At 33.1% G+C, this 25,637-nt stretch carries 27 protein-coding genes and 1 pseudogene; 13 read left to right on the top strand and 15 right to left on the bottom strand.

The genetic code is table 11. The features are described 5' to 3' along the window. Window positions 1–151: 151 nt before the first annotated feature. The 11 genes and pseudogenes from GYY69_RS02250 to GYY69_RS02205 form a co-directional block, all read right to left on the bottom strand. Window positions 152–457, bottom strand: coding sequence for a phage tail assembly chaperone (locus GYY69_RS02250; RefSeq protein ID WP_174796230.1), 306 nt, complete (start codon window positions 455–457; stop codon window positions 152–154). 26 nt (window positions 458–483) lie between these two features. After that, window positions 484–903: a hypothetical protein gene (locus GYY69_RS02245; RefSeq protein ID WP_065638150.1), complete on the bottom strand. Its 420-nt coding sequence runs from the start codon at window positions 901–903 to the stop codon at window positions 484–486. Between the two features lie 47 nt (window positions 904–950). Then, a complete protein-coding gene (locus GYY69_RS02240) occupies window positions 951–2,486 on the bottom strand; it encodes a phage tail tube protein (RefSeq protein ID WP_174796229.1) in 1,536 nt (511 codons plus the stop codon). 169 nt (window positions 2,487–2,655) lie between these two features. Next, window positions 2,656–2,781 (bottom strand): KilA-N domain-containing protein, encoded by a 126-nt coding sequence (locus GYY69_RS13010; RefSeq protein WP_174796384.1) that lies wholly within the window; start codon window positions 2,779–2,781, stop codon window positions 2,656–2,658. Window positions 2,782–3,137: 356 nt separating this feature from the next. Then, a complete protein-coding gene (gene lysC / locus GYY69_RS13005) occupies window positions 3,138–3,353 on the bottom strand; it encodes an Rz1-like lysis system protein LysC (protein WP_446718873.1) in 216 nt (71 codons plus the stop codon). After that, window positions 3,262–3,609, bottom strand: a complete 348-nt coding sequence (locus GYY69_RS02230) for a hypothetical protein (protein ID WP_174796228.1) — start codon at window positions 3,607–3,609, stop codon at window positions 3,262–3,264. Before GYY69_RS02230 ends, lysC begins: the two co-directional genes overlap by 92 nt. After that, entirely contained in the window at window positions 3,606–4,049 is a 444-nt protein-coding gene (locus GYY69_RS02225) for a D-Ala-D-Ala carboxypeptidase family metallohydrolase (RefSeq protein ID WP_174796227.1), read from the bottom strand. The genes GYY69_RS02230 and GYY69_RS02225 overlap by 4 nt, the downstream gene beginning before the upstream one ends. After that, entirely contained in the window at window positions 4,042–4,347 is a 306-nt protein-coding gene (locus tag GYY69_RS02220) for a phage holin, lambda family (protein ID WP_202984927.1), read from the bottom strand. The genes GYY69_RS02225 and GYY69_RS02220 overlap by 8 nt, the downstream gene beginning before the upstream one ends. An 837-nt stretch (window positions 4,348–5,184) precedes the next feature. Next, complete coding sequence (locus GYY69_RS02215) at window positions 5,185–5,469, bottom strand: hypothetical protein (protein WP_174796225.1); 285 nt, start codon at window positions 5,467–5,469, stop codon at window positions 5,185–5,187. A 720-nt stretch (window positions 5,470–6,189) separates the two neighbouring features. Next, window positions 6,190–7,335, bottom strand: a pseudogene (locus GYY69_RS13000) (type I restriction endonuclease). A gap of 92 nt (window positions 7,336–7,427) precedes the next feature. Next, on the bottom strand, window positions 7,428–8,072 hold the full coding sequence (locus tag GYY69_RS02205; protein WP_065638143.1) for a LexA family protein: 645 nt from the start codon (window positions 8,070–8,072) through the stop codon (window positions 7,428–7,430). Window positions 8,073–8,401: 329 nt separating this feature from the next. On the opposite strand from GYY69_RS02205, the gene GYY69_RS02200 reads away from it, so the two are divergent. Continuing rightward, window positions 8,402–9,118, top strand: a complete 717-nt coding sequence (locus GYY69_RS02200; protein WP_174796224.1) for a replication protein — start codon at window positions 8,402–8,404, stop codon at window positions 9,116–9,118. Continuing rightward, window positions 9,115–10,533, top strand: a complete 1,419-nt coding sequence (locus GYY69_RS02195; protein WP_174796223.1) for a replicative DNA helicase — start codon at window positions 9,115–9,117, stop codon at window positions 10,531–10,533. The genes GYY69_RS02200 and GYY69_RS02195 overlap by 4 nt, the downstream gene beginning before the upstream one ends. A gap of 419 nt (window positions 10,534–10,952) precedes the next feature. Here the strand turns inward: GYY69_RS02195 and GYY69_RS02190 are convergent, their stop codons facing one another. The 4 genes from GYY69_RS02190 to GYY69_RS02175 all read right to left on the bottom strand — a co-directional run bounded on the left by GYY69_RS02190 (window position 10,953) and on the right by GYY69_RS02175 (window position 16,133). After that, entirely contained in the window at window positions 10,953–12,548 is a 1,596-nt protein-coding gene (locus GYY69_RS02190) for a bifunctional aspartate transaminase/aspartate 4-decarboxylase (protein WP_174796222.1), read from the bottom strand. Window positions 12,549–12,577: 29 nt separating this feature from the next. After that, window positions 12,578–14,278 (bottom strand): aspartate-alanine antiporter, encoded by a 1,701-nt coding sequence (gene aspT / locus GYY69_RS02185; RefSeq protein WP_174796221.1) that lies wholly within the window; start codon window positions 14,276–14,278, stop codon window positions 12,578–12,580. 337 nt (window positions 14,279–14,615) lie between these two features. Further along, a complete protein-coding gene (locus GYY69_RS02180; RefSeq protein WP_174796220.1) occupies window positions 14,616–15,014 on the bottom strand; it encodes a hypothetical protein in 399 nt (132 codons plus the stop codon). Between the two features lie 21 nt (window positions 15,015–15,035). Continuing rightward, the gene (locus GYY69_RS02175; RefSeq protein ID WP_174796219.1) at window positions 15,036–16,133 is read right to left on the bottom strand and encodes a methyltransferase; all 1,098 of its coding nucleotides are present in this window, start codon (window positions 16,131–16,133) and stop codon (window positions 15,036–15,038) included. A gap of 123 nt (window positions 16,134–16,256) precedes the next feature. Here GYY69_RS02175 and GYY69_RS02170 point away from each other — a divergent pair, with 123 nt between their 5' ends. Genes GYY69_RS02170 through GYY69_RS02120 form a run of 11 tightly spaced genes read left to right on the top strand, consistent with a single transcriptional unit; the run spans window position 16,257 to window position 25,611 of the window. Further along, entirely contained in the window at window positions 16,257–16,970 is a 714-nt protein-coding gene (locus GYY69_RS02170) for a beta-ketoacyl synthase chain length factor (RefSeq protein WP_174796218.1), read from the top strand. Next, window positions 16,952–17,788 (top strand): lysophospholipid acyltransferase family protein, encoded by an 837-nt coding sequence (locus GYY69_RS02165; RefSeq protein ID WP_174796217.1) that lies wholly within the window; start codon window positions 16,952–16,954, stop codon window positions 17,786–17,788. Before GYY69_RS02170 ends, GYY69_RS02165 begins: the two co-directional genes overlap by 19 nt. Beyond that, complete coding sequence (locus GYY69_RS02160; RefSeq protein ID WP_174796216.1) at window positions 17,772–18,029, top strand: phosphopantetheine-binding protein; 258 nt, start codon at window positions 17,772–17,774, stop codon at window positions 18,027–18,029. Before GYY69_RS02165 ends, GYY69_RS02160 begins: the two co-directional genes overlap by 17 nt. A gap of 13 nt (window positions 18,030–18,042) precedes the next feature. Next, a complete protein-coding gene (locus GYY69_RS02155; RefSeq protein WP_174796215.1) occupies window positions 18,043–18,291 on the top strand; it encodes an acyl carrier protein in 249 nt (82 codons plus the stop codon). Next, window positions 18,291–18,860, top strand: a complete 570-nt coding sequence (locus tag GYY69_RS02150; protein ID WP_174796214.1) for a COG4648 family protein — start codon at window positions 18,291–18,293, stop codon at window positions 18,858–18,860. The genes GYY69_RS02155 and GYY69_RS02150 overlap by 1 nt, the downstream gene beginning before the upstream one ends. After that, window positions 18,830–20,209 (top strand): AMP-binding protein, encoded by a 1,380-nt coding sequence (locus GYY69_RS02145; protein ID WP_174796213.1) that lies wholly within the window; start codon window positions 18,830–18,832, stop codon window positions 20,207–20,209. Before GYY69_RS02150 ends, GYY69_RS02145 begins: the two co-directional genes overlap by 31 nt. After that, entirely contained in the window at window positions 20,206–20,565 is a 360-nt protein-coding gene (locus tag GYY69_RS02140; protein ID WP_174796212.1) for an ApeI family dehydratase, read from the top strand. Before GYY69_RS02145 ends, GYY69_RS02140 begins: the two co-directional genes overlap by 4 nt. Continuing rightward, complete coding sequence (locus GYY69_RS02135; RefSeq protein ID WP_174796211.1) at window positions 20,556–22,307, top strand: glycosyltransferase family 2 protein; 1,752 nt, start codon at window positions 20,556–20,558, stop codon at window positions 22,305–22,307. The genes GYY69_RS02140 and GYY69_RS02135 overlap by 10 nt, the downstream gene beginning before the upstream one ends. Then, the gene (locus GYY69_RS02130) at window positions 22,297–22,713 is read left to right on the top strand and encodes an acyl-CoA thioesterase (protein WP_174796210.1); all 417 of its coding nucleotides are present in this window, start codon (window positions 22,297–22,299) and stop codon (window positions 22,711–22,713) included. The genes GYY69_RS02135 and GYY69_RS02130 overlap by 11 nt, the downstream gene beginning before the upstream one ends. 2 nt (window positions 22,714–22,715) lie before the next feature. Further along, a complete protein-coding gene (locus GYY69_RS02125) occupies window positions 22,716–23,321 on the top strand; it encodes an outer membrane lipoprotein carrier protein LolA (RefSeq protein WP_174796209.1) in 606 nt (201 codons plus the stop codon). Next, complete coding sequence (locus GYY69_RS02120; RefSeq protein ID WP_174796208.1) at window positions 23,299–25,611, top strand: MMPL family transporter; 2,313 nt, start codon at window positions 23,299–23,301, stop codon at window positions 25,609–25,611. The genes GYY69_RS02125 and GYY69_RS02120 overlap by 23 nt, the downstream gene beginning before the upstream one ends. Window positions 25,612–25,637 lie beyond the last annotated feature (26 nt).

The following is a 25,637-nucleotide window of genomic DNA, read 5'->3' as shown; positions in this document are numbered from 1 at the left end:
ATAGACGCTGACCAACCAGTTATCACATGCGGTTACTTAATTTGCGTAATATCTGGTAGATCTTCAACTACAGCCAATGATGCTTTTATTACTTTGTTGTGAGTGCGAACTTTGATCTATCTATTGACAGATTATAAAATTTCAGTCCGTATCATTTTTTGTCCTTGAAGGCTTTCTCGACATGTTTTAGGTTAACTTGATCCATTGCTCGAATAATTTGAATTAGATCGTGTGTATCTTCATCATCAAGCTGATAAAAACGCGCATACTCAATAATTGATAACCATGATATTGCTGTAGGTGCCATATTGTGAGTACGCGTTGTATCTAAATCAAGAAAAGATTGATAATAAAAAATCAAATCATCATTAAGCACTGGTTTATTTTTTATTTTATCAGGAATGGGATGCCCCATTTGCTTTGCCATTCTGATTAAATCGCTATCCTTACCACTCATGTCTAGCTGATATTCAAGGACTGCGATTAGTTTTTTATATCTTCCTCTATTTGCACTGATTTATATAGTTCAATATCATTCGCTTGTGATATCAAGTCAGTAAATAAATCGGGAAGCTGTTTAAACAAATTACAGGCATTTTCAATAGAAAAAGGAATATTTTTTCCTTTTCGATCTTGAATATTATCCCATCCACGTAATGCCCCTTCAGAAAACGCCTTAATTGAAATCTCAATTAGTTTTTCTTCTGGAAGTGTATCCATTTGGATCTGTCGTTTATATTGTTTCGTCATTTTTTTAATCAGTAATGAATATTTAGAGTTCGCACCACCAATCCTTGCAATATAAAATGTTGGAATCGTTCCGTTTGCGTTTGCTGCATATTCAATAGGTACACCATCTTTTTCTTTAGTTTTATCAGTTTCAAATTGTTCAAATAAACTCATTTTTTTCTCCTATAAAAAAGCCTCAATTATGAGGCTAGGTTAAATTATTAATCATTAGCAACAGGCATTGCTATATCTGGTAAATATTCAAAAGACTGATACATCATTGTATAACCATGTTTATTTTCTGCCCCTGTTTTTTCAAGTGGAATAGTTATTTTCTGATCTTTTTCAACGTTAGGCATTCCACCACTAAGTGCAAGCAATGGAATATCAAAAATAGCACCGGCATTATTTGATGCTAAAATAGTTGAAAAACCAACATCAGCATTATTTTTAATTGCCTCTATAGCGGCAACTGATGAGAAGAAAGCCGTTAGTGATCCTGTTACATTAAAGTTACCAACCGAAACATCAAAGCTACCTAAAATACCTAGCGCTTTAATCCCCGTAACACCATTACTAATAGATAAATTTGAATCTGTTACGTATGCAAATAAAGTCTGCGGAATTGATGATGTTTTATCGATAACGCTCAATTTTTGGCGATAAATATTAGATGTTGTGTTGTACGCTTCACTTTTATCAGCCACTAACCGTACACCATCCAATCGTTCCCCGCCTTTTTTGGTTAATGAACCACAAGCAACATAACTCAAATCACAGGTAATATACTGAGCTGTCGATAAATTAAACTTAATTTCATTCGCTACTGCACCTGTAACATATTGTGCTTGCAAACCATTGCCATCATCACCAAGCGTACGTTCAATACAGTAAGATCGTTTTTTGATTAAATCTTGACGACTCTCATTTTTAATAACTGTTCCAAAATACAGTTCCAATTCAAGATTATTATTGTTTTCATCGATTGGGGTAAAATCAGTATCATCAAAAGTTAACGAATAATCAGAAATAGCTGTTATACGAGCCCATCCCTTATTCTTTTTAAATGATGAATTACTGGTATCACCACCTAAAAAAATCCACTCACCCAGTGTTAAATTTAAGCTTGTCACTTTTGTTTTTGTTGTGACTAATGACGGGAATCCACCACCATTGGCTACTATTGAACATTCCCCTGCTTGGAATTTAAAACCAACCGCGGTTAGTTTTGCATTGTCATTAACTAAAGTATTTTCAGCCAAACCGCCATTAACAATGATTTTACTAGCTGTTGCACTTTTAATAACTTTGATTCCATTGTTTTTATGTTTATCGAAGCCAGAAGCAGAAATCAACATACCTTTAATTGGTGGATTAACACAAGGTGTTTCCAAATTATAACCATCACTGTCAATGCTCATTATCTTATTTTGGATACCATCTAGTGGTTTAGTGGTAAACTTTTCTCTAGCATCGGCAAACATAAAACCTTGCATTAACCAAGTTAGAATATTTTTTGTGAAATCTAACGAAAAACCTGCGTTAGCATCAAGATCAACAATTTTACCCTTTTGATTCTGCCGCGATGGATTAATAGTTTCTCGTTGTAATAAAGTTGTAGATCCTCCCAAATCACTATAGCTATTAACTTCTATACCATGCCAAACTGGATTATCCGGCAAAATCTTGAGACAATCTTCATTTGCGATATACAGCCCCGCTACATTACTATCAATTGTTTTATTTTTACATGTCATATTTTTAAACTCTCCTATCATAAGAAATATCTACTATTGTGTTGGTTCGATATGGTTTTGGCACAAAACCTGCGCCATTAGGTTGCTGGAATCACTTTTTCCAAGTTTAAGATTAATTATGGGTTAGAATTGCTAATACCTGCTCATCTGTGTATGTAACTTTTTGCGATCAAATTAATTTATCGATTTGTAAATTACACCAAACTACAAAATTAGCTGATATCCATATAACAAAGTTAACTGCTAATTTCGGGTGAAACCATATTTCACCAAATTTACCTCGACTAGTTTTTATTAATTCCTACCGTCTGGAAGTATTTAAATATTCCATGAACATGGCAATACATTCTTGCATTTCGTTAGATTTCCACCTGACATCCAATCGTCACTATCGAACAAACTTGATGATCGTTGAAATCAAATTTATTAAATTCATGGTTTTCTCCATTAGAAATGAATTTAGTTTGTGGAACCTCACAGAAAATAAGTACAAAAAAACCGCAACCAAGCGGATTGTTACATTGTTTTAGAATTATTTAACTTGGTGGAATATAGCTTGCAATACTATTTCGCTATCTGTTTAATTATATTTATTTTTGTTATTATCACGCCCCTCTTTGTTCATTCCTTGTGGGGCTGTCACAGATTTCTTTATTTTATCTTCTTTATTGCTTGTTTATCGCTATTACACTTCTCGATAACATTTAACAAATACTCATTGTATTTGAGACTATCACTAAATGTCATTGATTTTGCTGGTAAATTTGGCAGACAGTCACTGAGTAAATTTGCTGGTATCGGTCGATTGACGTAAACTTTTCGCTCTGTTGTACAGGCGGTCAACAACAGAACTGGGAATACGTTCATTAGCACAATGATTATTTTTAAGTTGCTCATTGATTCGCTCCTGACGTTCTAGTGATTGGTTTTCTAGCTCGCGTTTGCTTTGCTCATTATCTGCTATGACTTGATTGTTTTTAGCGATGTTCTGGTTCAACTGTTCGATTTTTCCGAACAGTTCATTGTTTGTTTTTTGAATTGCTTCTTTGTCTTTACACAAATTAACAATAACATAAATCATAAATACAAAAATAATCGCTATTGTCGTGTATGTTTTATTCATTTTAAACCACTCAAATAAACCGTTTTACCGTCCTGCTTGACTGCTGTTAACACTATTTGGCGATTATGTGTTGGACTAAACCCTATGTGCACCCATTGATTATGCTCTTGAATTAATTTATCGAACTGTACACCAGCATCAACCAACTGCTGACAAATCTCTTTAGGTGTACCAAATGATGATTTAAAATCTACCGCTAATCCTTTTGTGTGAGCACTAGTAGATACCCCTCCAACTCTTGAATTCAATGCCGAACAACGATATCCAGACGTGATAATAATCGGCTTACCTAAAACTTTTCTTACTAGCTCCAACTTGATAGCAGTTAATTGCACGTTAGGCATTAAATCAGCAGGCACAGAGTTATCGATTTTTAATTTGTTGGCTGTTGTCGAGCGAATAAACTCTTCTAGCGTAAAATGTTCAGTTAGCTTAGTCATCGTTGCTATCAACCCTTTTTCTTAACATTGAATTTGATATTTGACGTAATTTATCAACCCCTAAAAATCCAATTGCACCACCAATAAAAGGATTCATGCTAACGGGCAAGCCAAAATAATCCAGCCCACTGCTAGCGGCTAATGATAACGCACCACACAATAATGCTTCGATCCATTTACGACGTCCACCTACCCCATCATATGTTAAACGACCGTAGGCTATGATGATAGATAAAATGACACCATAAATTAATGGCGCATTCGATTGCAACCATTCCATGATTGATGATTTATACATGTTATTATTCTTCATATGAGTTAATGATGTAACAGCGTACTAGCCATTGTGTAGTTATGTGTGTCTAGCATTGCTGTCGATTCGATGTTGAGTGAATTACTCAAAATTTTGGTATAAAAAACCGACTTTCGTCGGCTAGAATTAATTACATTATGAATATAATGATCTTGTTATCATTACCCTTAATTTTCCTATCAGCTTATTGTATTCACATTTCTGTTGTTAGATAGAAACTTTATCTAAAGCTTAATTTTATTCTTAGAAATACCATCTTATACATATTATATGTTTAAATAGTCAAGCATTTAAGTAATTCGACAAAAATTAATTAGAGAACTTATTTTATTCATCGAGCACATATTTTGCTAAAATGAAATCCGATGTATAATTAGTATCTGTCATATTAAATTTCAGTTACTACAATTTTTCTATTATCTGCTAGTCATTTTCCATAACTGAGATTCTTCATTAGCTTATCAGCCCGACTTTCAATCCAATCATCTTTAGCTTTTTGCATTGTTATATTATTCATCATTTTGTAATATTTGAAATTATAATTATTTTCAAACAATCTATTCAACCTACATAATTCACTTTGTACCGATTTCAAACATCCAATAAAACACTCCAAATAGACAACCGGATGACAAAAGAAAAGTACATAATAATGCAAACTTGATTTCACTATCTGTTAGTTTATATTCATTATTAAATCTGTCTGTAGCTTTAATATTCACAAAATCTTTATTAGTCATAATCGTCTCAAAAACGGCCCTCAGAAGAGAGCAAATGGGTATACTATGCGATCATCTTTTCGAACTGTCAGAAATCGTTAACTTAATAAAATAATAGTTTATTTTTTTCGTTAAAACGATATTCCGCTTCTACATAACATATAGATCTTAAAGCAGTTTGGACTGAATCAGGATTGATGTTTTCCCAGCCCAATGCCATCCTTATTATTTCTTCAATTTCTAGATAATCATCATCGCTGAGCTCGTCATAAAGTTTAGTTGACAGCGCGTCAATTGTCGCTTCTTTGTCATCTCTCATTTCGATATTGCTCATCATTTTGCAATATGCTCTTTCATGAGCATTTGCTACTACACTATGTAACTGCATAACTAACCTCACCAGTAACTAAATATTTTTTAAGCTATCAGAGTATTTTGTCATCCAATAGGAATCAACTGAATTATCTCACTCGGCGGTATAAATAAATTTACCAAATTAAAAAAGCTCACATTTTAAAAAACCGATTACAGTGCACTCAAATTTAAATTCGAAACCATTTGTAAAAATCACCCGATCGTCAACCTTAACATTACAATCGACTAGTGGAATATCAGTGAATTCTTTTTTATCTAATCTTTTAACTCTATTTGGTAATTCATTTGAAGTCCTCGCTGATTGTTAATTTCAAACTCAAGCGCACTCTATGAATGCGCTTTGGTTTGAACTTAAAATAGCAATCTCTTTATTAAAGAACTTGATGGCTAGTCGATCTCTGTCGAGGCTAGGAGTGATTAAGTCGCTCACCCGATGCGTACTGCTGTGATTGCTATCAAAACCGCTGTACTTTCATATGCCCCAGCTAGCTACTTGAATCTCGCTTAACTAATTAAGTAACTCGTGGTATTGCTTAATTGTTTTGTTAAGTTGATTTGTTTTGATGTGAAGATGATACAGCTAAAACTGTTAAAAGTAAACAGTAAAAACTGTATTTTTAACTACGATTAATTTGATTGGGTGTTTTTTAATCATAAATCGTGGATTTAAAATTTTGAATTGGGGTATAAAAAATCCCCATATTGGCTTTAAAATATAAACTAAAAGAAATATTTATTTTCTTTTGAAATTTTCATCATTTTTTGTGTATTCATATGCATCAACAATTAGTTCCCATATTCTTAACACATTTTCTGGTTTATCAATAATAATTTGATCTCTAGCATCTATTTCTAATCCGGCTCTCTTAACCTCATTTTTTATCTTGTCGGTTAGCTCAATTGGCAGTTGAATTGATGGGCGTTGTTTATTATCGTCGTATCGAACCACCCACCTATTTGATTTATTTTGATAAAGAACACTAAAATATGATTCAGTGTCCTTATATGTCAATTCGTTATCATCTATAATTGGATTTAAATATTCAAATAAAACTCTTTCAGAATAAGTGGTAATAATTTTATTATTTTCAGGATCTATAATATCGGCTTTTTCATCAATTATTGTTTTTTCTTCATTATCGTTTGATAAGTCATCTGATATTTCTTTTTTCCCTGTTAAGCCTACAACAACCATATTACTTACAGCTCTTTCAATTGCATTTTTCACAATGGGAGTAATGCTATCAAGAAATTTTTGATTTAGTTGTCTTGATATGTTCGATTTGTTTGCTACATATTTAACAAAATCAATCGGTGCCTCTCTCAACGTTGAAGTTATCGTTTTAGTAAATAATGAAAAGTAAATACTTTCTTCTGCTGAGGTTCTTAACGCTTCGGGTTTGAATTGATCATATCTAAATTAATATAGTTGTTCATAATCATTATTTTGTAATTCTTCAATATTTATTTTTAAGAAAGGAGTTGAATCCATGATATTTTTTTGTTCTAAATCGGTGAAAAATCTCCATTCTCTACCGTTTGTTATCGCTGCTACAGCCACTTCTGGTGTTGCATTAAAATATCTTGAAAGTTGAGGGCAGTGATTTGTTAATTCTTCACTCCACGATTTTGCTTCTATAAACATTACTGGTAAATCTTGGCAGAAAAGGGCATAATCAACGCGTTCATTAGCTTTTTCTCCAGGAAAGTCTGCTTTAAATTCAGCTTTAACTTTGGTTGGTTCATAAGGTATAAAACCTAATATATCAAGCAGTAGTAATATTAAAGCTTGTTTGGTTGTTTCTTCTGTGGCACAGTGACTCCCAACCTTTTTCACGTGCTCCGAGTGATTATCTAGCTTGTTTTTGAAATTATTCATATTTATAACATTATATTATTTCAATCATCTGTTTTATATTAATAAAATACTAAAACCTTAACTAATCTTATAATGCTAATAAATTGTAATTATTATCTCTTTCGTCTAAATATCCTATGCTCGACCATTGTGCCAACAATTCTGATTTGTTGATTTAAGGTACTCATTGTTGTGTAATCGGGATTAAGAGGGATAAGCTCAAATTGCATTCTTTCATGCTCATCATATCCCAACTCTCGGTATTTTTTAAAAGTGGCTTCTGATTCACCGTTCATAGCGACCACAAATTCACCGGGTATTGGTTTAATCGCAGGATCAATAATGACAACATCACCCTCTTTAAATTCTGGCTCCATTGAATCGCCTTTTATTTTTAGTGCAAACGCTTTATCTGATAATTCCAATGATGTCATAATGTATTCAAATCCTGTTGAATCTCTTAATTCGCAAGATTCTGTCCAGACTCCAGCTTGAACAAAACTAATTAAAGGCACTTGGCGAGCCTTTAGATTTATGGGTTCTATATTTTTTACTTCTTTCTCTTTCCCACTTAAGAGCCATGCCATATCACATTTAAGAGCAACAGATATTTCATATAAATAGCGAGGTTTTTTTACATCTCCACTTTCAATCGCTTGATAAGATTGTTGTTTTATTCCAACTTGCGAAGCTACTTGTTCCTGCGTTAAATTTAATTCTTCTCGTCTGGCTCGGATTCGTTGACCAAGATTATTCATTTTAAAAGTCTCCATTGTGTTAAAAAAATAATACAGATAAATCTGTATTTGACAAACAGTATAAACTGTTATTTAATACAGTTATAACTGTTGATATTTAATAAGGACAAATATGGCAATGGGGGAACGAGTTAAACAAAAAAGAATTGAGCAAAATATAAGCCATCTTTTTTAGCTAATTTGAGGCGCACATAAGTCCCCTAAAAACTAAAAAACACTAAACCTGAGTGCGCGTACTTATAATTTAAAACAAGCAGGGTTCAATATTAGCAATAAATTAGTTTACAGAAAAAGTAAAAATTTGCTAAGTATTCGATGAAGGATGATTAATGCGCAATTTTATATCTAACTCATTTCAAGTTCCCAACGTTGTAATTGATGAGCTAATGGCTAACATGTCTGCCAATGCATTACGTTGTTATTTGCTCATTACTCGCAAAACTACGGGATGGGGCAAAGCGAGCGATAAAATCAGTATATCTCAATTTATGCAATATTTAGGGATAAAAGACAAGCGAACTGTTTATGCTGCTCTATCTGAATTGATAAATTTAGGTTTAGTCAATGCAATTAAAAATAATGGTGAAATTACTGAATATTCATTAGTGTTGGAAACGGCAGAACCAGTAGCAAAAAATGCAGGTACAAAAAATGCTACTGGTAGCAAAAAATGTATGGAACTAGTGACAAAAAATGCTACTACCACCAGTGACAAAAAAAGTCACTCTACAAAAGACACGATTAAAAACAATACTACAAAAAAAAATTATATTGATTTCGATTTGGTTATGGATGCATACAACGATGCTGTAGAACACAGATTACCACAAATTCAAAAAATGACCACTGCACGAAAAAATGCAGTGAAGAAATTACTCAAAGAGCTTGAACCACCAACATTCCAGAACTTGGCAAATTATTTTTATGATTTTGTAGATCAGGCTAAACCGTTTTACCTTGGCAAAAACGACAGAGGATGGCGTGCTGATTTTGATTACATCATAAAACCGAGTACATATTTGAAAGTTGTGGAGGGTACGCTATGAACGTGATCCCACATGACTTAGTTGCTGAACAAGCCGTGCTTGGCTCAATGATGTTAGGTTTTCAATCAGACCGCTGCCAAAAAGCGATTCGCTTATTGAAGCCTGAATCATTTTACAGCAAGCATCATCAAGTTATTTTTGAAGAAATACTTGAATTAAATCGTAAAAACCACCCCATTGATCTAATTACCTTGTCAAACAGTATGGAAGCAAAGGGCACATTGAAAGATTGTGGTGGTTTGGCTTATCTAGCGGAATTATCTAAAAACACGCCATTCATGGTGAATGTCACCGCTTATGCTAGAATCGTTCGAGATAAAGCGATTGAACGTTACACATTGCAAAAATTAAACGACTGTATCGCAATGATTTTTGAGAAATCAAATTTATCTACTAGCGACAAAATATCAGCTATTCATACATTATTTACTCAAATTGATGACTATAACAAAACAGGCAAGTCCGCAGGGCTCAAATCATTAAAAGCAATTGCTGATAATTGGACCGAAACATTAGAAAAACGATTAGAAAATTCAGATAGCGAGCGCGGTTTATCAACTGGGATCAAAGCACTAGATGAAAAATTATCGCCTAAAGGACTTGTTCGCGGCTCGCTATTTGTCGTTGGTGCCCGTCCAAAAATGGGTAAAACCACATTCGCAATCAGCATATCGCGTAATTGTGCAATACATGAAAAATTACCTGTATTGATGTTTTCTCTAGAAATGCAAAACGAACAAATGCTTGAAAATATTCTAGCTCAAGAATCGGCTGTAAACAGCAATATTTTCTATGACGGTGGACTAAGATCGGAATCAGAATTTTCGCGTGTTATGCATCATCTAAATAAGTTAACAAACTTAGATAATATCTACATTGACGATACGCCTGCTATCACGCTATCACATATACGCGCAGAATCTCGACGAATGGCAAGACAAAAAGGACAAATAGGTATGATAATGGTGGATTATTTAACGCTCATGGAAAAAGAAAAAATAGGTAATGATATACGTAACGACTTGGCTTATGGAGAAATCACAAAAGGCCTTAAAGCATTGGCCAAAGAGCTTAATTGCGTGGTGGTTATGTTGACTCAATTAAATCGTAATCTTGAATCAAGAGTAGATAAACGACCGATACCTAGCGACAGCAGAGATACGGGACAAATTGAACAAGATTGTGATTACTGGGTGGGTCTTTATCGCGATGCGGTTTATAACCAAAGCGCAGATAAAAATATAATAGAAATTAGTGTTGCGTTAAACCGCCATGGTGTGAGTAATTTTAAGATCTATGCTGGCATAAAGGACGTTCGTATTTATGACGTAAATCAAGCCGAATCTCACGCTAAAGCTAATCCAGAGCCAGTGAAAAAAGAGCGCAAATATGCAAGCAACCCGTACGGTTGCTAACAAAAGCTCAACAAAATAGCGTTTGACGGCGTGAGAGTGATAAGAAAATCTAGAACGAATACTATATGGTTATCCTCAACAAAATATTAGACTAGAGTTATGGTCCTAAAGTTAATCCATAAAAATAGCAAACAGATTTGTTGTTGCTACTAAAATTCAAAAAATGCGTGACTCATCAAAATCGTTGACCGAGTTATTTCCTCACTTGGTCCAACGATTCTTTGTCTGGTAAACGACTTCATTTCCTTAAAAACACCAAAACAAAAAATATAATAAAATCAATTTTTTCTGAACGATTTTTGTAAGAAAATTTGTTTATTTTTGATAATAAATGATTAGATTGGGGCTATTTTTATTGGGTAATAAAAACCCTAGATAACTAGGGTTTTGGGGGTAAGTTTATTAGTCAAACTATTTAGCTATTTGTTTTTTGCTTTATACTCATCATAATATTCTTCCGCTAATTTGCGCATTGATAAACCAATTGCCGCATATTGATATTCATTTAAGTTTGCTAACGAGGCGCGAGCAGAAGGATGCTGTACAGCAAATCCTTTGCCTGGTAATAATACAACACCAGCTTCATCAGCAATTCTGAATAACATTTCAGATGGATTTTTATTTTTGAGGATCCATTTAGCAAATTTATCGTCATATAATTCTCGGCAAATATGTTCAAGATCCACTAGCGTATAGTAATCTACACTATTTTCATCTGTTTGATGTTTAAGACCTAAATGTTGATAAAGTGATGCTGCACGGCGTCGGATTAGTGATTTTAAAGCGGTTTTATAACTTTGATCGCTATCCATCATTTCGCATAATGCAAATAAAACCATTTGAACTTGTTGTGGTGTTGAAAGACCCGCTGTATGGTTTAGTGCAACCGCACGACTATCAGCCACTAATCGATCAATAAATTTTAGATTTTCTGGATCAGTAACAATTGAGCTATAGCGTTTATTTAAGATCTGTTTGGTTTTACTTGGTAACGCTTTAATCGTTTTGTCGATGACATTATCGCGTGCTGTGGCAATAACACCTAAACGCCAACCTGTCGCACCAAAATATTTCGAAAATGAATAAACTAAAATGGTATTTTTTGGGCATATCGCAAATAAAGATTGGAAGTCATCGGCAAATGTACCATAAACATCATCGGTCAAAATAATCAATTCAGGGCGTTTTTGAACGATATCTGCAATAATTTTTAGACTTTTATCATCAATTTTAACTGATGGCGGGTTAGATGGATTAACAACGAAAAAGGCTTTAATTGCTGGGTCTTCTAATTTACGCAATTCTGACTCAGGATACTGCCAATTTGCATTAGGATCAGAATTGATTAACACTTCAACTAGTTGATAGTCATTGAGTTCGGGAATTTCAAGATAAGGTGTGAATATTGGCGCACCAATGGCAATTTTATCGCCTTTTTGGATTAAGCCATTTTCTTTCATTGAATTAAAAATATAAGCCATGGCGGCTGTGCCACCTTCAACGGCAAATAAATCGATATTATCACGATCCAGATATTGAGCGCCCATTTGTTGTAAAATATAGGCTTTAACCACATCTTCACTAAAATGTAACATTCTGTCAGGTACTGGGTAATTGCATCCCAAAATACCTTCTACCATCTCTTGTAAAAAGGCATTTTCGTCCAACCCAAGTTGGTCACGAATATAAGAAAAAGCCTTACCTAAAAAGGCAACTCCCGGAGTGTTATAGTTTTGATAAATAAAATGCTCAAAGCGTCCTGTTAGTCCAGCTTTGATTGGCATGCCACCAACACCTTCATTTAAATATGAAAATGACATTTCGGATTCTTGGGTTGCAAACACACCTAGTTGAAAAAAAGCTTGTCGAGGCCAAGTGGCAAGAAAGTTGGGATTACCTCTTCCTGCATTTAACATTACGCGATCAGTATGACTTTGTGCCAGTTTAATTAAGTTATCTTTTAATTCAAAAGGACTTAAATTAGCATATTGACTATATTGTGTGTTATTTTTCATACAGTTGTATCCTTAATTTGATATATCAATTAAACAAAAGCAACAACTAATGGGCCTAATAAAGTTAGGAAAACATTAGCTAAAGCATAAGTAATAGCAAAAGAGTTGGTCGGTGTTGAGTTGCCAGCTTTATTGAGTACTTCACCAAAAGCAGGATTAGCACTACGTGATCCAGCTAAAGCACCCGCAAATACCGCTACATTTTTATAACCAAGCACATATTTGCCAAAATAGATAGCAAGAAACATGGGTAATAAGGTCACAACCACACCAATTAGAAATAGAGATAAACCTTGTTCTTTAATAGTATTAATTGCTTGAAGACCAGAACTGAGCCCCACAACCGCCACAAAACCTGCCAAACCAAAGTCTTTTAAAAGTTGCACGGCACCAGTTGGAATATTACCGATAGTTTGATGAAGAGAACGATACCAACCAAATAATAAGCCAGATAAAAGTGCACCACCACCTGCGCCTAATGTAATAGGAATATCGCTAACACGAATCACAATTAAACCAATAATAAGCCCCACAACAAGTCCTAACCCATGAAATATCCAGTCAGTTTTTTCACTTTTAGTAATTGGGGCACCAATTTTATCAACAACACGACGAAGATCACTGTCAGCACCATAAATGGTAATTACATCGCCCAGTTTTAAATAAATATCATTATTAAGAGGCAAAGATTGACCATCACGATGAATAGCCACAAGATAGATACCGTGTTTTAATTTCATGACTTCATCAGAAGCGAGCACTTGTGTAAGATTTTGTCCCACATACTTGTTGTTTCGCATTTCAACATCTAGCTTGTTCATCACAACATCCACACCTGATGCTGAATTAACTTCGGTACCAAGTAAATCATGCGCCTCGATCATTGCATCACGGTGACCAACAACCAGAATGATATCTTTCGACTTTAATATTGTTTCAGGCGTTGCTTCAATAATGTTATTACCACGTTTGATACGCTCAATACTGATGCCATTCACCGTTTGTTCAACATGCGCAACCGTTTGATTGATCTTATTTGTAATACGGTATAAACGACCACTAATATCTGATAAAGCTAAATTTTGATCAGCACCCAACAAAAGTGAACCATGAAGCTGTTCAGCCTGCGCCTTAATTGCATCATCGGCAATATCTTTACCCATGATTTTTGGCAAAATATTGACGCACACAATAATGGCACCTAGTGAACCAAATATATAAGTTACCGCATAGCCAATGGTGACATTTGCTTGCATTTTGCTTAACTCTTCTGCACTTAAACCAAGTTGGCTTAAAGCATCAGAAGCCGTACCCATAATAGCAGATTGCGTTAATCCACCCGCAGCTAATCCTGCGGCAAGTCCTTTATCCAAATTAAATATTTTGGCTAATACTATTACAGTCACAAAACTTGCTACCGCAATAAATAATGCTAAAAAGATTTCGCGTAATGTTTTAACACCCAGAGAGCGGAAAAACTGAGGACCACTTTCATAACCTACAGCATAAATAAATAATGCAAAAAGAATTGCTTTAACGCCGGCGTCAATAGTCACACCAAAAACACTTAACGCAACGGCAACGAGTAACGAACCGGCGACACCACCAAGTTGGAATTTACCCATCCGAATGCCACCAATTAAATACCCTAAACTTAACGATAAAAATAATAAAATTTCGGGTGAGTGTTTAAGTCCATCTAAAATCCAGTTTGAAAGCCATTGAAACATAATAATTGTCCTCAAGCATAATGATTTGTGAATAGAAAAAGATATGTAATAGAATGGAGCCATATCCATCAATTTGTATGAATATAGGTGTATATTAAATCGCAATTAGATTAATAGATATTCAGTTTTAACAATTAATGCTATCGTTAAAAATTAGTTAACAAGCATTATTTTTTAGCGAATATTTAATCAAAGACAAGAAATTCTGAAATAAATGTTTTGGAGTTAGATAAGCTCAACTTACAAATTGAGCTTAATTATTCAATTAACAAATCTTGATTAACTATATTTTGGTTTATCTCTTATTGGAGATATTCAAATTAGATCAAAAATTGCTTTATTTTGCTTTAAAAATATTTTCTTGAATTTTGGCATCAAGGTTATTTATCCAACGATTATAATTTCGATGAACTTCACCATGACTATTTTTTAAATTGTTGCTGACTGAGACATAATTAATAGAGTAGCTGCTTGCAGAATAAGGTATATTTATCACAGCTTCAAACTTACGGTTAAATAAACGTCCTCGGATAGTATTACTATCTATAACATCCATCTTCCATGTACCAAAAGCAGCCCGACCATTAGTAGCAGAAGCTAGAATAGCTTTTTTTACTTGCTCTTTTGACAGTCCACTTACTGGAGTGGTAATATTTTTAGGCTCTTGATATTTACTTGCACATCCTATTAATAACGGAAGTAATAATGCACTAACGATATATTTTAAAAATTTCATTGATTGCTCCTTATTTATTATTTAAATATTACTAATTAATTTTTTACAGATTAACAAAGTATGACCATAACCTAAATTATCGATATCCTTTTCAATATAAAAACCTGCATTCTTAAGGCATTGATAAAATACCCTAGAATGATAAAAACGACTATTACCATTTGCTAAACATGTAAAATATAAAGAGGAGGCATTTAAGCTCAATGCTCCGGCCTCAAAACTCTGCCTATCCCAAAATAGATCCATAATACATACTATCGCATCATCTTTCATACTAAGATGAATCAATTTTAAAATATGGGTAATTTGTTCAATACTAAAGCAATCTAAAAACTGGCTCATCCACCAAATATCAGCTTTATTAGGTAATATTTCTACATTCAATAAATCAACTGGATAGCTATCGATGCGATCAGCAAAACCAGCATGCTTAACATTTTGTTCAGCAACGTCAATTTGCTCAGGCAGATCTAATAATGTAACCTTGAGATCCGGAGAGTGTTTAGCACAATAAATAGCCCATTTACCTGTATTGCCACCAATATCATATATATGTTTAGGCTTCAATGAAGAAATATGGGAAAAAGCAATTGGAAATGAGTGATCCGAATAAAAATGGTCAAATTCGAACCAGCTTTCTCTAGCTTTTTCTGGCAATGACTGTAATGCAGGGTATATTGTTTTCCAATCACCAAAAACTTTTAATCCTTCAGGGGTACCAGACTCAAGCGCATCTTGTAGATAAAACATACTTTGATAACAGATCTCTTGAGTAAAATTAAGGTTTATTTCTGTCATTTTGTCATGTAATAAATAATGCCCTACTTTACCAAGAATATAGTATCCATCTTTTTTATAAATAACATGCATACTTAAACCAACATCTAACAAAAGTTCAATTGCGTAAGAAGATAAAGAAATTTCCTTTGCTATTTCATCAAAAGTGAGGCCTATTTTTCCTGCCTGATCTATGCACGCTAAAATACCTTTGTTTTTCATACAAATTATTGCTTGAAAAAAGATAGGATAAAATGCGATTTTTTGAGCTTCAGTTATTGCTTCTAAAGCAGTATAAATATCTTTATGATACCCATATCTAACATTTTCTTGTTCAGTCAATCTCTTGCCTTTTTAAATTTTTAATGTATTGTATTAATATATAGCAAATTAAATTAAATTATAATAAATAATATTACAAAATATTGTTAAGTAAAGAATTAATTAACTAAAAATATTAACGAAATGAATTTCTCTATTGAAAATTGGTTTGCTTTATCTTCAGGATTATCTAGTAAAGATGAGTGGGCTTTGTGGTCACAACAATCAAAACACGATTGGGGTTTACCTCTACCTAAATTGAACAAACTACCCATGATGCAAGCGCGTCGAATGAGTATATCTTCGCGCTTAGCTGTTGAAGTTGGTCTTGAACTTGTAAACAATAACAGCGTTGATTTAGCCATTTTTACTAGTCGACATGGTGAATTAGAAAGAACTTATAAAATATTATCTATGCTTAGCCAAAATAATGAGATTTCACCTACTGATTTTTCCCTATCTGTCCACAATACAGCTGCTGGTTTACTAACAATTATTGCAAATCAAACATTTCCGATCACTTCGTTATCGGCGCATAATGATAGCTTTCAACAAGGTTTGATAGAAGCATTATCTTTATTAAATCAAAAAAATAAAAAAGTACTATTGATAGATTTTGATGGTATTGTTCCAGCGCCCTATCAAGCAGATGTCAAACAATTAGTTCCAATTTATGCTGTTGGGTACATATTAACAAGTGGTAATGAATTGAATTGTCAAAGCATTGAAAAAAAATCAAAAGGTTATCTATCAAACTATCCGCAATCTCTTGCTTTTTTACATGCTTATTTGAATAGACAAAAACAATTTATAGTACAAGGAAACGCTCAAGATTGGCAATGGACACTAAATTCGTAGCGAAAAAATACCGTTATAATCTCAACCAATATTGGCGTTTATTAGTTACTGCTTTGGGCTTTACATTATTTGGACTTTGTGGTTTTTTTATAATTTCACTATTATGGTTTAGCTTGTTAAGAATATTCATTTGGAATAAATACCAACGAAGCATTATTGCCCAAAGAAGTGTTCAGCTTAGTTTTAAAATTTTTATATGGGTAATAAAGTCGTTAGGCGTAATTAATTATCAATTTAATGGACTTGAAAAACTCAAACAAGACAATGGCTGTTTAATTGTGGCTAATCACCCTTCTTTACTTGATGTTGTACTTTTAGCATCGGTAATGCCACGTTGTGATTGCTTAGTTAAAGGTGAACTCCTCAACAATGTCTTTATTAGTCGTATCATAAAAACTGCGGGATACATTTTAAATGCAGATTCAGAAAAAATATTACCGCAAAGCCAACAAATATTAGCTGGTGGAGGGCGAATATTGATATTCCCCGAAGGTACAAGAAGTGTACCAAATAAACCAATTAAATTGCAAAGAGGTGCTGCTAATATCGCATTACGTTGCCAAGTAGATATTCGGATCATCCACATAAAATGTGATCCCCCTTGTCTTATTAAAAAGCAAAAATGGTATGATATACCAATAAAAAAAGCTTGTTTTAATATAACTGTTGGCGAAAAAATCTCAATTGCGGATTTTATCAGCCCCAATACAACCGTTGCTGCTAGAAGATTAACAAGGCATTTGACTTCAGTATTTACTGAAACTGGAAAAACTGAAACAGGCTCAATAGAAAGGAGAACTAATGGAAAAACTACATAATGAAATTAAGACGCTCATAATTAATGTATTAAATTTAGAAGCTATCATGCCAGATGATATTGACACTCAAGCCCCATTATTTGGTGATGGATTAGGACTTGATTCAATTGATGCTTTAGAACTTGGTCTTGCTATTAAAAATAAATACGGCATTGTCTTATCTGCAGAAAATGAAGACACAAAAAAAGCGTTTTACTCAATTCAAACATTAGCTAATTTTATATTATCACAACAACAATAGGAGAGACATTAGCATGGACAAGAGACAAATTTTTGAACAAGTCCAATCTGCACTGGTGCAACTTTTTGAGCTATCGGCAGAAGATATTAAACCCGAGTCTAAACTGTTCGAAGAATTAGATCTTGATAGCATTGATGCTGTTGATTTAGTTGTGCATCTCCAAAAAAAGATTGGTAAAAAAGTCGATCCCGAAACATTCAAATCTGTCAGAACAGTACAAGATATTGTTGAAGCCATTAATAACTTAGTGAATGCAAAGTAATGAACATAAATAAAGTTAAGTTAATAATAAATATTGTCACAAATATCTTATTTGTCGGCTATCCTTTTATTATTTACTTATCTTTATACTACAATAGGTTTAGTTTAGCTATTTTGTATTTAGTTTTTTCTTTTGTTTTACGACTAATAACTTTACCAAATTTATTTTCAAATATGCGCTGGATGGCAAAGACTATTGCATGTATAGGTTTATCTTTGGCGTTGATGAGTTGGTTATGTGCTAAATATCAAATACTCCTTTTTTATCCTGTATTAGTGAACCTATTATTTTTTATCGCCTTTTATTACTCCTTATATCAACCACAAACAATGGTAGAAAAATTTGCCAGATTAAAACATGCAAATTTATCTGTAGAAGCTATCTTATATATCCGAAAAGTTACATTATATTGGTGTTTATTTTTTATTTTTAATGGAGCTATAGCTTTAATAACTTGCTTGATAAATAACATGTACTGGTGGACTATTTATAATGGTTTAATTAGCTATATTTTGATTGGTTTATTTATGGGGGGAGAATGGTTAATACGTCAGAAAGTACAACACTAATGTTATTGTCAAAGCAGCTATTACGACAAGAACATGAAATTGTAGCATTTAGAAATAACCAGCCTTTAACGATAGGTGAGTTAAAAAAGCAGGTTTTAAAAATAACTAATGTACTGAATAATCACCCTAACAAGCGTTGGGCATTACGCATGCAAGATAGTTTTAATTTTATTGCAGGTTTATTGGCACTTCTCTATTCTGGTAAGCAACCTATATTAATAAATCCTCACCCAAAAGAAATGGAGGAGCACTACGACGCACTATTAATCGATGATATTAAATTTACCAATCAACAGTTTTTATGCAAACAAATCATCGATATCAACCAAATTGATAAAAATCGTACAATTACAGAAGAACAGTTAATAGCTTCTGGATTTAAAAATAGCAAATTAATACTGTTTACTTCAGGCTCTACTGGATTACCGAAACCAATTGAAAAATCAATTTCTCAACTTGAATTAGAGATTGATATACTTATATCCGAGTGGAGGGAGTTTAAAAATGATCTATTTATTGCCTCGGTTTCCCATGAGCATATGTATGGGTTAACATTTAAAATAATGTTACCACTCTGTTGTAAAATCCCGTTTATTTGTGAACCAGTGCTTTATCAAGAACAACTAACCACTCAGAGTCATAAAAAAATTATCTACATTACAACACCATCAATTCTCAAAAATTTAGATGACAAATTACCAACAATAAATTGTGATAAAGTAATTTCATCTGGAGGAAAACTTGCATATAAAGAAGCACTATTATGCCAGAAAAGCTATGGTGTTCTTCCTAATGAGATATATGGCTCAAGCGAAACAGGTATCATTGCAACTCGTCAACAAACACAAGCCGATATATTTTGGCAATTATTCCCATCAATGCGTATAGAATGTAAACAATCAAAACCACCTTTATTAATTTCACCGTTATTAACCCAACCTGAACCATTACATGACGAAATAAAGAAAATAGATAACAATCATTTTTACCTAAATGGGCGAATAGATAAAATTATAAAAATATCCGAAAACAGAGTATCACTAACATTCATTGAAAAACAATTTAATCAACTTGATGAAGTAGCACAAGCTATTGTTATTCCACTAGAACAAAACAATCGAACAATACTTGGCGCAGTAATCGAGCTATCTTTACCATATAAACAACTATTACATGAATATAAACATTTCGAATTAACACAATATTTTCGACTTTTATTGAAAGATACATTATCATTAATCGAAATACCTAAAAAATGGCGATTTGTTGAATTTTTACCCCAAAACGCTCAAGGGAAATGCTCTTATATTGATTTAAAAATATTATTTGATGCACCAGAAAAACAATGAAAAAAAAGTTTACTAAGGAAAAGACAATTAATATTAGCAAAACCTCTGCTAATATTGAACTAACAATCTCGCCTGATCTTTTTTGGTTTGAAGGCCATTTTAAATCGCAACCTTTATTACCAGGAGTTACCCAACTTAACTGGGTAATCTATTACACCCAAAAATATTTTGATAACTCATTGCGCTTATTATCCATTGATGTAATCAAATTTCAATGCCCAGTTCTTCCCAAAGATCGCCTTATTTTACACCTAGCATGGTATGAAAAAATAAAAAAATTAGAATTTAGCTATACTATTATCACACCAAATAGCAATAAAGTAGCAAGCACAGGGAAGCTCTCGTTATGTCATTAGCACAATATTCCTTACTAACTAACTACTGTTTTGTTATTCCGTCTTACAATCATAGTGAAACCTTACCTACAGTTTTGAAAAATATTGAACCTTATCAATTAGAATGTATTTTAATCGATGATGGTAGTTCAACTGATGCAGCACTAAAACTGGAACAAATCTCAGCCTTATATCCTTGGGTAACACTATTACACTTAGCAACTAATCAAGGAAAAGGCGCAGCAGTCATGGCGGGTCTCGAATATGCGCTTAACCATGGTTTCACACATGCAATACAAATAGATGCTGATGGGCAACATGATAGCCAATCTGTTAAACAACTACTAGAACAATCACAGCTTAATCCCGATGCCTTAATATCTGGTTATCCTGTCTATGACAACTCTGTACCTAAACATCGATTAATCGCTAGATATATAACACATTTTTGGGTATGGGTTGAAACCTTATCATTCTCAATCAAAGATAGCATGTGTGGATTTCGTATTTACCCACTACAGCAAACACTTGACCTTATAAAACAGATTAAAATAGGCAAAAGAATGGATTTCGATACAGATATCATGGTGAGATTGTACTGGCAAGGTACACCATCTATTTTCGTGCCTACACATGTAACTTACCCTAAAGATGGTATATCACATTTCAACGCATTTAAAGATAATGTTCGAATATCTTGGATGCACACACGTTTATTTTTTGGAATGATTCCACGCTTACCTTTGTTACTTAGAAGGAAACAATACAAAAATAAAGAACAAAGACACTGGTCGCAGACACCTGAAAGGAAAGGACTATTTGGCATCAGGTTTATTCTAAAACTTTATCAACTTTTTGGGCGAAATTTTGCAAAGTTGATTATGTATCCAGTTATTACCTATTTTTGGTTAACTGGAAACATGCAACGCCAAGCATCAAAATCCTATTTAGAAAAAATAAAAAACTTTTACGACCAGATCCCTTATGTTGAAAAAAAACAGCTTACCACATTTCATCATTTCCAGCGATTTGGTGAATCGCTACTTGATAAAATAGCCAGTTGGAATGGCGACATCAAACTTGATCAACTTTATTTTCCCAACAATAAAGAATGCTTAGATATTATTTCTAATAAACGAGGTATTATTTTAATTTGTTCACATCTTGGTGATATAGAAATGTGTAGAGCACTTGCCGAGTTATCGCATAATATAAAAATTAATGCACTTGTTTTCAAAAAACATGCTATGCGTTTTCAGCAAGTATTACAAGAAGTCAATCAAGCATCTGCAATTAATTTAATCCAAGTAGATACTTTGGGTCCCAGTACCGCTATTTTACTAAAAGAAAAACTAGATAATGGTGAATGGGTTGCTATTGTTGGCGATAGAACATCAAGCAATCCGCATCAAAGAATGCCGGATAACTCAATTAGTTGGGCTAATTTCTTAGGTGACCTTGCCCCTTTTCCGAAAGGCCCGTTTATTTTATCTTCTGCTTTAGGTTATCCAGTTTATTTAATTTGGGGACTAAAACCTAATGGACGCTTTCAAATCTATTTTGAGCATTTTTCGGATGGAATTTTGTTACCAAGACAAAATCGACAAAATGAGCTAAATAGAATTATACAAGATTATGCAAAAAGATTAGAACATTACTGCCTTATTTCTCCACTGGATTGGTTTAACTTTTACGATTTTTGGCGATTTACCCCTCCTACACCAAACAAATTAAATAAAGATACAGATAAAAATGAAAAATAATTTTGAACATAGTTCGACTATTGAATATACCACTTCATTCCATGATACAGATGCAATGGGTGTGGTTTGGCACGGTAACTATCTGAAATTTTTTGAAAAAGCAAGAGAAGCTTTATTCCAAAAATTTAATTATGGTTACAAACAGATGATTGACTCGGGTTATCTTTGGCCTATTGTTGATGCTAGAGTAAAATATATTGCGCCAACAATCGCTGAACAAACCTTGCAAATTATTGCTACCTTAAAAGAATATGAACATCGCATAAAAATTAATTACACAATAATAGATTGTTTGACAGGAAAAAAAACAACATCTGGCTACACAATTCAAGTAGCTATATCAGCATCAACTCAAGAGATGTGTTTTATTACGCCTCCAATTTTTTTAGAACGTTTTGGATTATAAAAATGAAGAAATACTTAGTCACGGCAATTACCATAATGGTTATGTGCTTTTCCACATTGACCTATTCAATTACCCTAGAAGATTTACAACAACAATTTAATAAACAGAATATTATTCGTGCTGATTTTATACAAGCGCGTTACATAAATGGGCTATCAACTCCATTACATTCAACAGGAAAAATGATTATTTCTCAAAATTTAGGATTATGGTGGCACCAACAAACACCTTTTACCATGACGTTAAAAATGAATCAACAGCGAATGGAACAAAGTATCGACGAACAACAACCTCAAATAATTACTGCGGAGAGCCAACCTCAGCTATTTCAATTTAATCATTTATTAACAGCAATTTTTACTGCTGATAAGCAAATACTAGAAAATAATTTTGACGTAATACTGTCAGAAAAAAATCAACAATGGACGCTTATACTTACGCCCAAAAATGCTCCGTTAAATAAAATTTTTAAACAAATAATATTAAACGGTAACACATACCTACAAACTATCACTATAGATGATAAACAAAACGATAAAACTTTAATTACATTTAAAAATCACAAAACATCAAAACTAACAAAACATGAACAATTGCTATTCAAATAAGATAATAAAACTTAAACATAAAGCAATTTTATGGGTTATTACTGTTATTTGCTTACTGTTAGCTGCCTGCTACCTTATTTCTAACAGTAAACTCAATAGTAGCGTTTTATCCTTACTACCTAAGGAACAAACTAACCATGTTCCAACTGAACTTATTAATGGCTTCCAAGATAGGCTTGATAAACAACTTGTTTGGTTAATTAAACCCACCAATCCCAATAATTTAGAGCCAGTAAACTGGTGGTATCATCACTTACAAAAACTTTCCATTTTTAATCAAATTAATGGACATTTTGATGATCAATTTCAAAAAAATTGGGGAGAATTTGCTTATAAATATCGTTATCAGTTAATGGATGAAAATACGATTGAAAGGTTAAAAACACATAAACATTTTGCTTGGATTCAAAGCCAAATATACTCACCATTTAGTGGAATAAGTGCAACAGAACTGAATAAAGATCCGTTACTACTTACTCGCGCCTCGCAATTAAAACAACTTAGCAATACGGGAAATCTAACCATTAAAAATAATTGGTTAACAGGTCAAGATAAACAAGGTAATGTATGGTACATGATTTATGCTCAGCTTAATGGTTCTTCATTTGATTTAAACCAATCACACCAAATCGTTACCGCGCTGGAAACATTAAGTGAACAATTAAAAACAAATTATCCCGGGACAGAAATATTAAAGCGAGGTGTGCTTTTCTACAGCGATAATGCAAGTATTGAAGCTAAAAAAGATATTTCCACAATAGGAAGCCTTTCAATCATCGGTATTATTGTATTGATAATTGCTGTATTTCGCTCTATTACTCCTATTCTTCTTTCTCTATTATCAATTTTAATTGGTATTGTTTGTGGATTAGTCGCAGTATTAATGATATTTGGCGAAATTCACGTTATGACGTTAGTAATGAGTACTAGCGTAATTGGAATAACCATTGATTATTCATTACATTATCTAACTGAACGATTACTTCATGGCAATAATGAATCACCTTATGTCAGTTTAAAAAAACTAATATCAACCTTAACTATCGCATTGTGCACCAGTTTTATTGCTTATCTTATTTTGTTAATTGCACCATTCTCAGGGTTAAAACAGCTATCTATTTTTGCTGTATTTGGTTTAATTGGCGCCTTTTTAACTGTCACTTGCTGGTATCCTTTCTTAGTAAAGAAAATACCTGTACGCCAAAATGTCGGACATCGCTTCTTCACCTTTTGGCTTAAATTGTGGAAAAATAAAAATATGCAATGGATAACTTTATCAGTTGCAATAGTATTTATTAGTTATGGTTTTAATAATTTAGAAATTGATGATGATATCAGCAAGTTACAAGCTTTACCTGCTGATATCCAAAAAGAAGAGCAAGATATAATAAATATTACTCACCAATCCTCGGATCAAAAATGGTTTATCGTATTTGGTGATACAGCAGAACAAACATTACAACGGCTTGAATCGTTTCTGCCAAAATTAGAACAAGCAAAACAGCGTGGTGTCTTTCAACAATATCAAACCATTACTTTACCCTCAATTGAAAAACAACAACATAATATTGCTTTAATAAACAAATATACACCTGAAATTTTATCTTCGCTCAAACAAATAGGTATCAATGTTAAAGTACCAGATACTGAAGATTCAAACAGTTTTATCACACCAGAAATCTGGGTAAAAAGCGAAATTAGTCAAGGGCAAAATTTACTATGGCTATCACTACCAAACGGTAAAAGTGCAACATTAATACCTATTGGTAACGTTAAACAATTAAGCGAGATCAATGCATTATCACAAATAAATAATGGCATCTATTGGCTTGATCGCCATACTGAATTTAATAATATGTTTACCAACTATAGAATACACTTATCTCAATTAATTACAGGTGCGGTAATTGTTATCTGTATCTGCTTTATTTTCTACAATCGCAAATATGGCTTAATTACAGCATTAAAAAGCACCCTACCGACATTACTATCAATTGGAGTTGCTCTATCTGTACATGGCATCATTCACCAACCATTGAATCTATTTTCAATGTTAGCACTCATTCTTGTCATTGGTATTGGTATCGACTATAGTCTCTTTTTAGGTAATTATAAATGCCAAACCAAAAGTGCCTTATTAGCAGTTACAATGGCAGCTCTAACAACCTTATTATCCTTTGGACTACTGATAATTAGCCACACAAATGCCATAATGTGTTTTGGAATAGTGTTAACAAGTGGCATTTTTGCCGCCTTTATATTTGCACCATTAGCTATAAAAAACACATAAATTATTAAGAAAAATCATAAAAAATT

Source organism: Gilliamella sp. ESL0250 (assembly GCF_013345045.1).
Taxonomy (GTDB): Bacteria; Pseudomonadota; Gammaproteobacteria; order Enterobacterales; family Orbaceae; genus Gilliamella; species Gilliamella apicola_H.
This window is presented reverse-complemented; position numbering and strand designations above follow the sequence as displayed.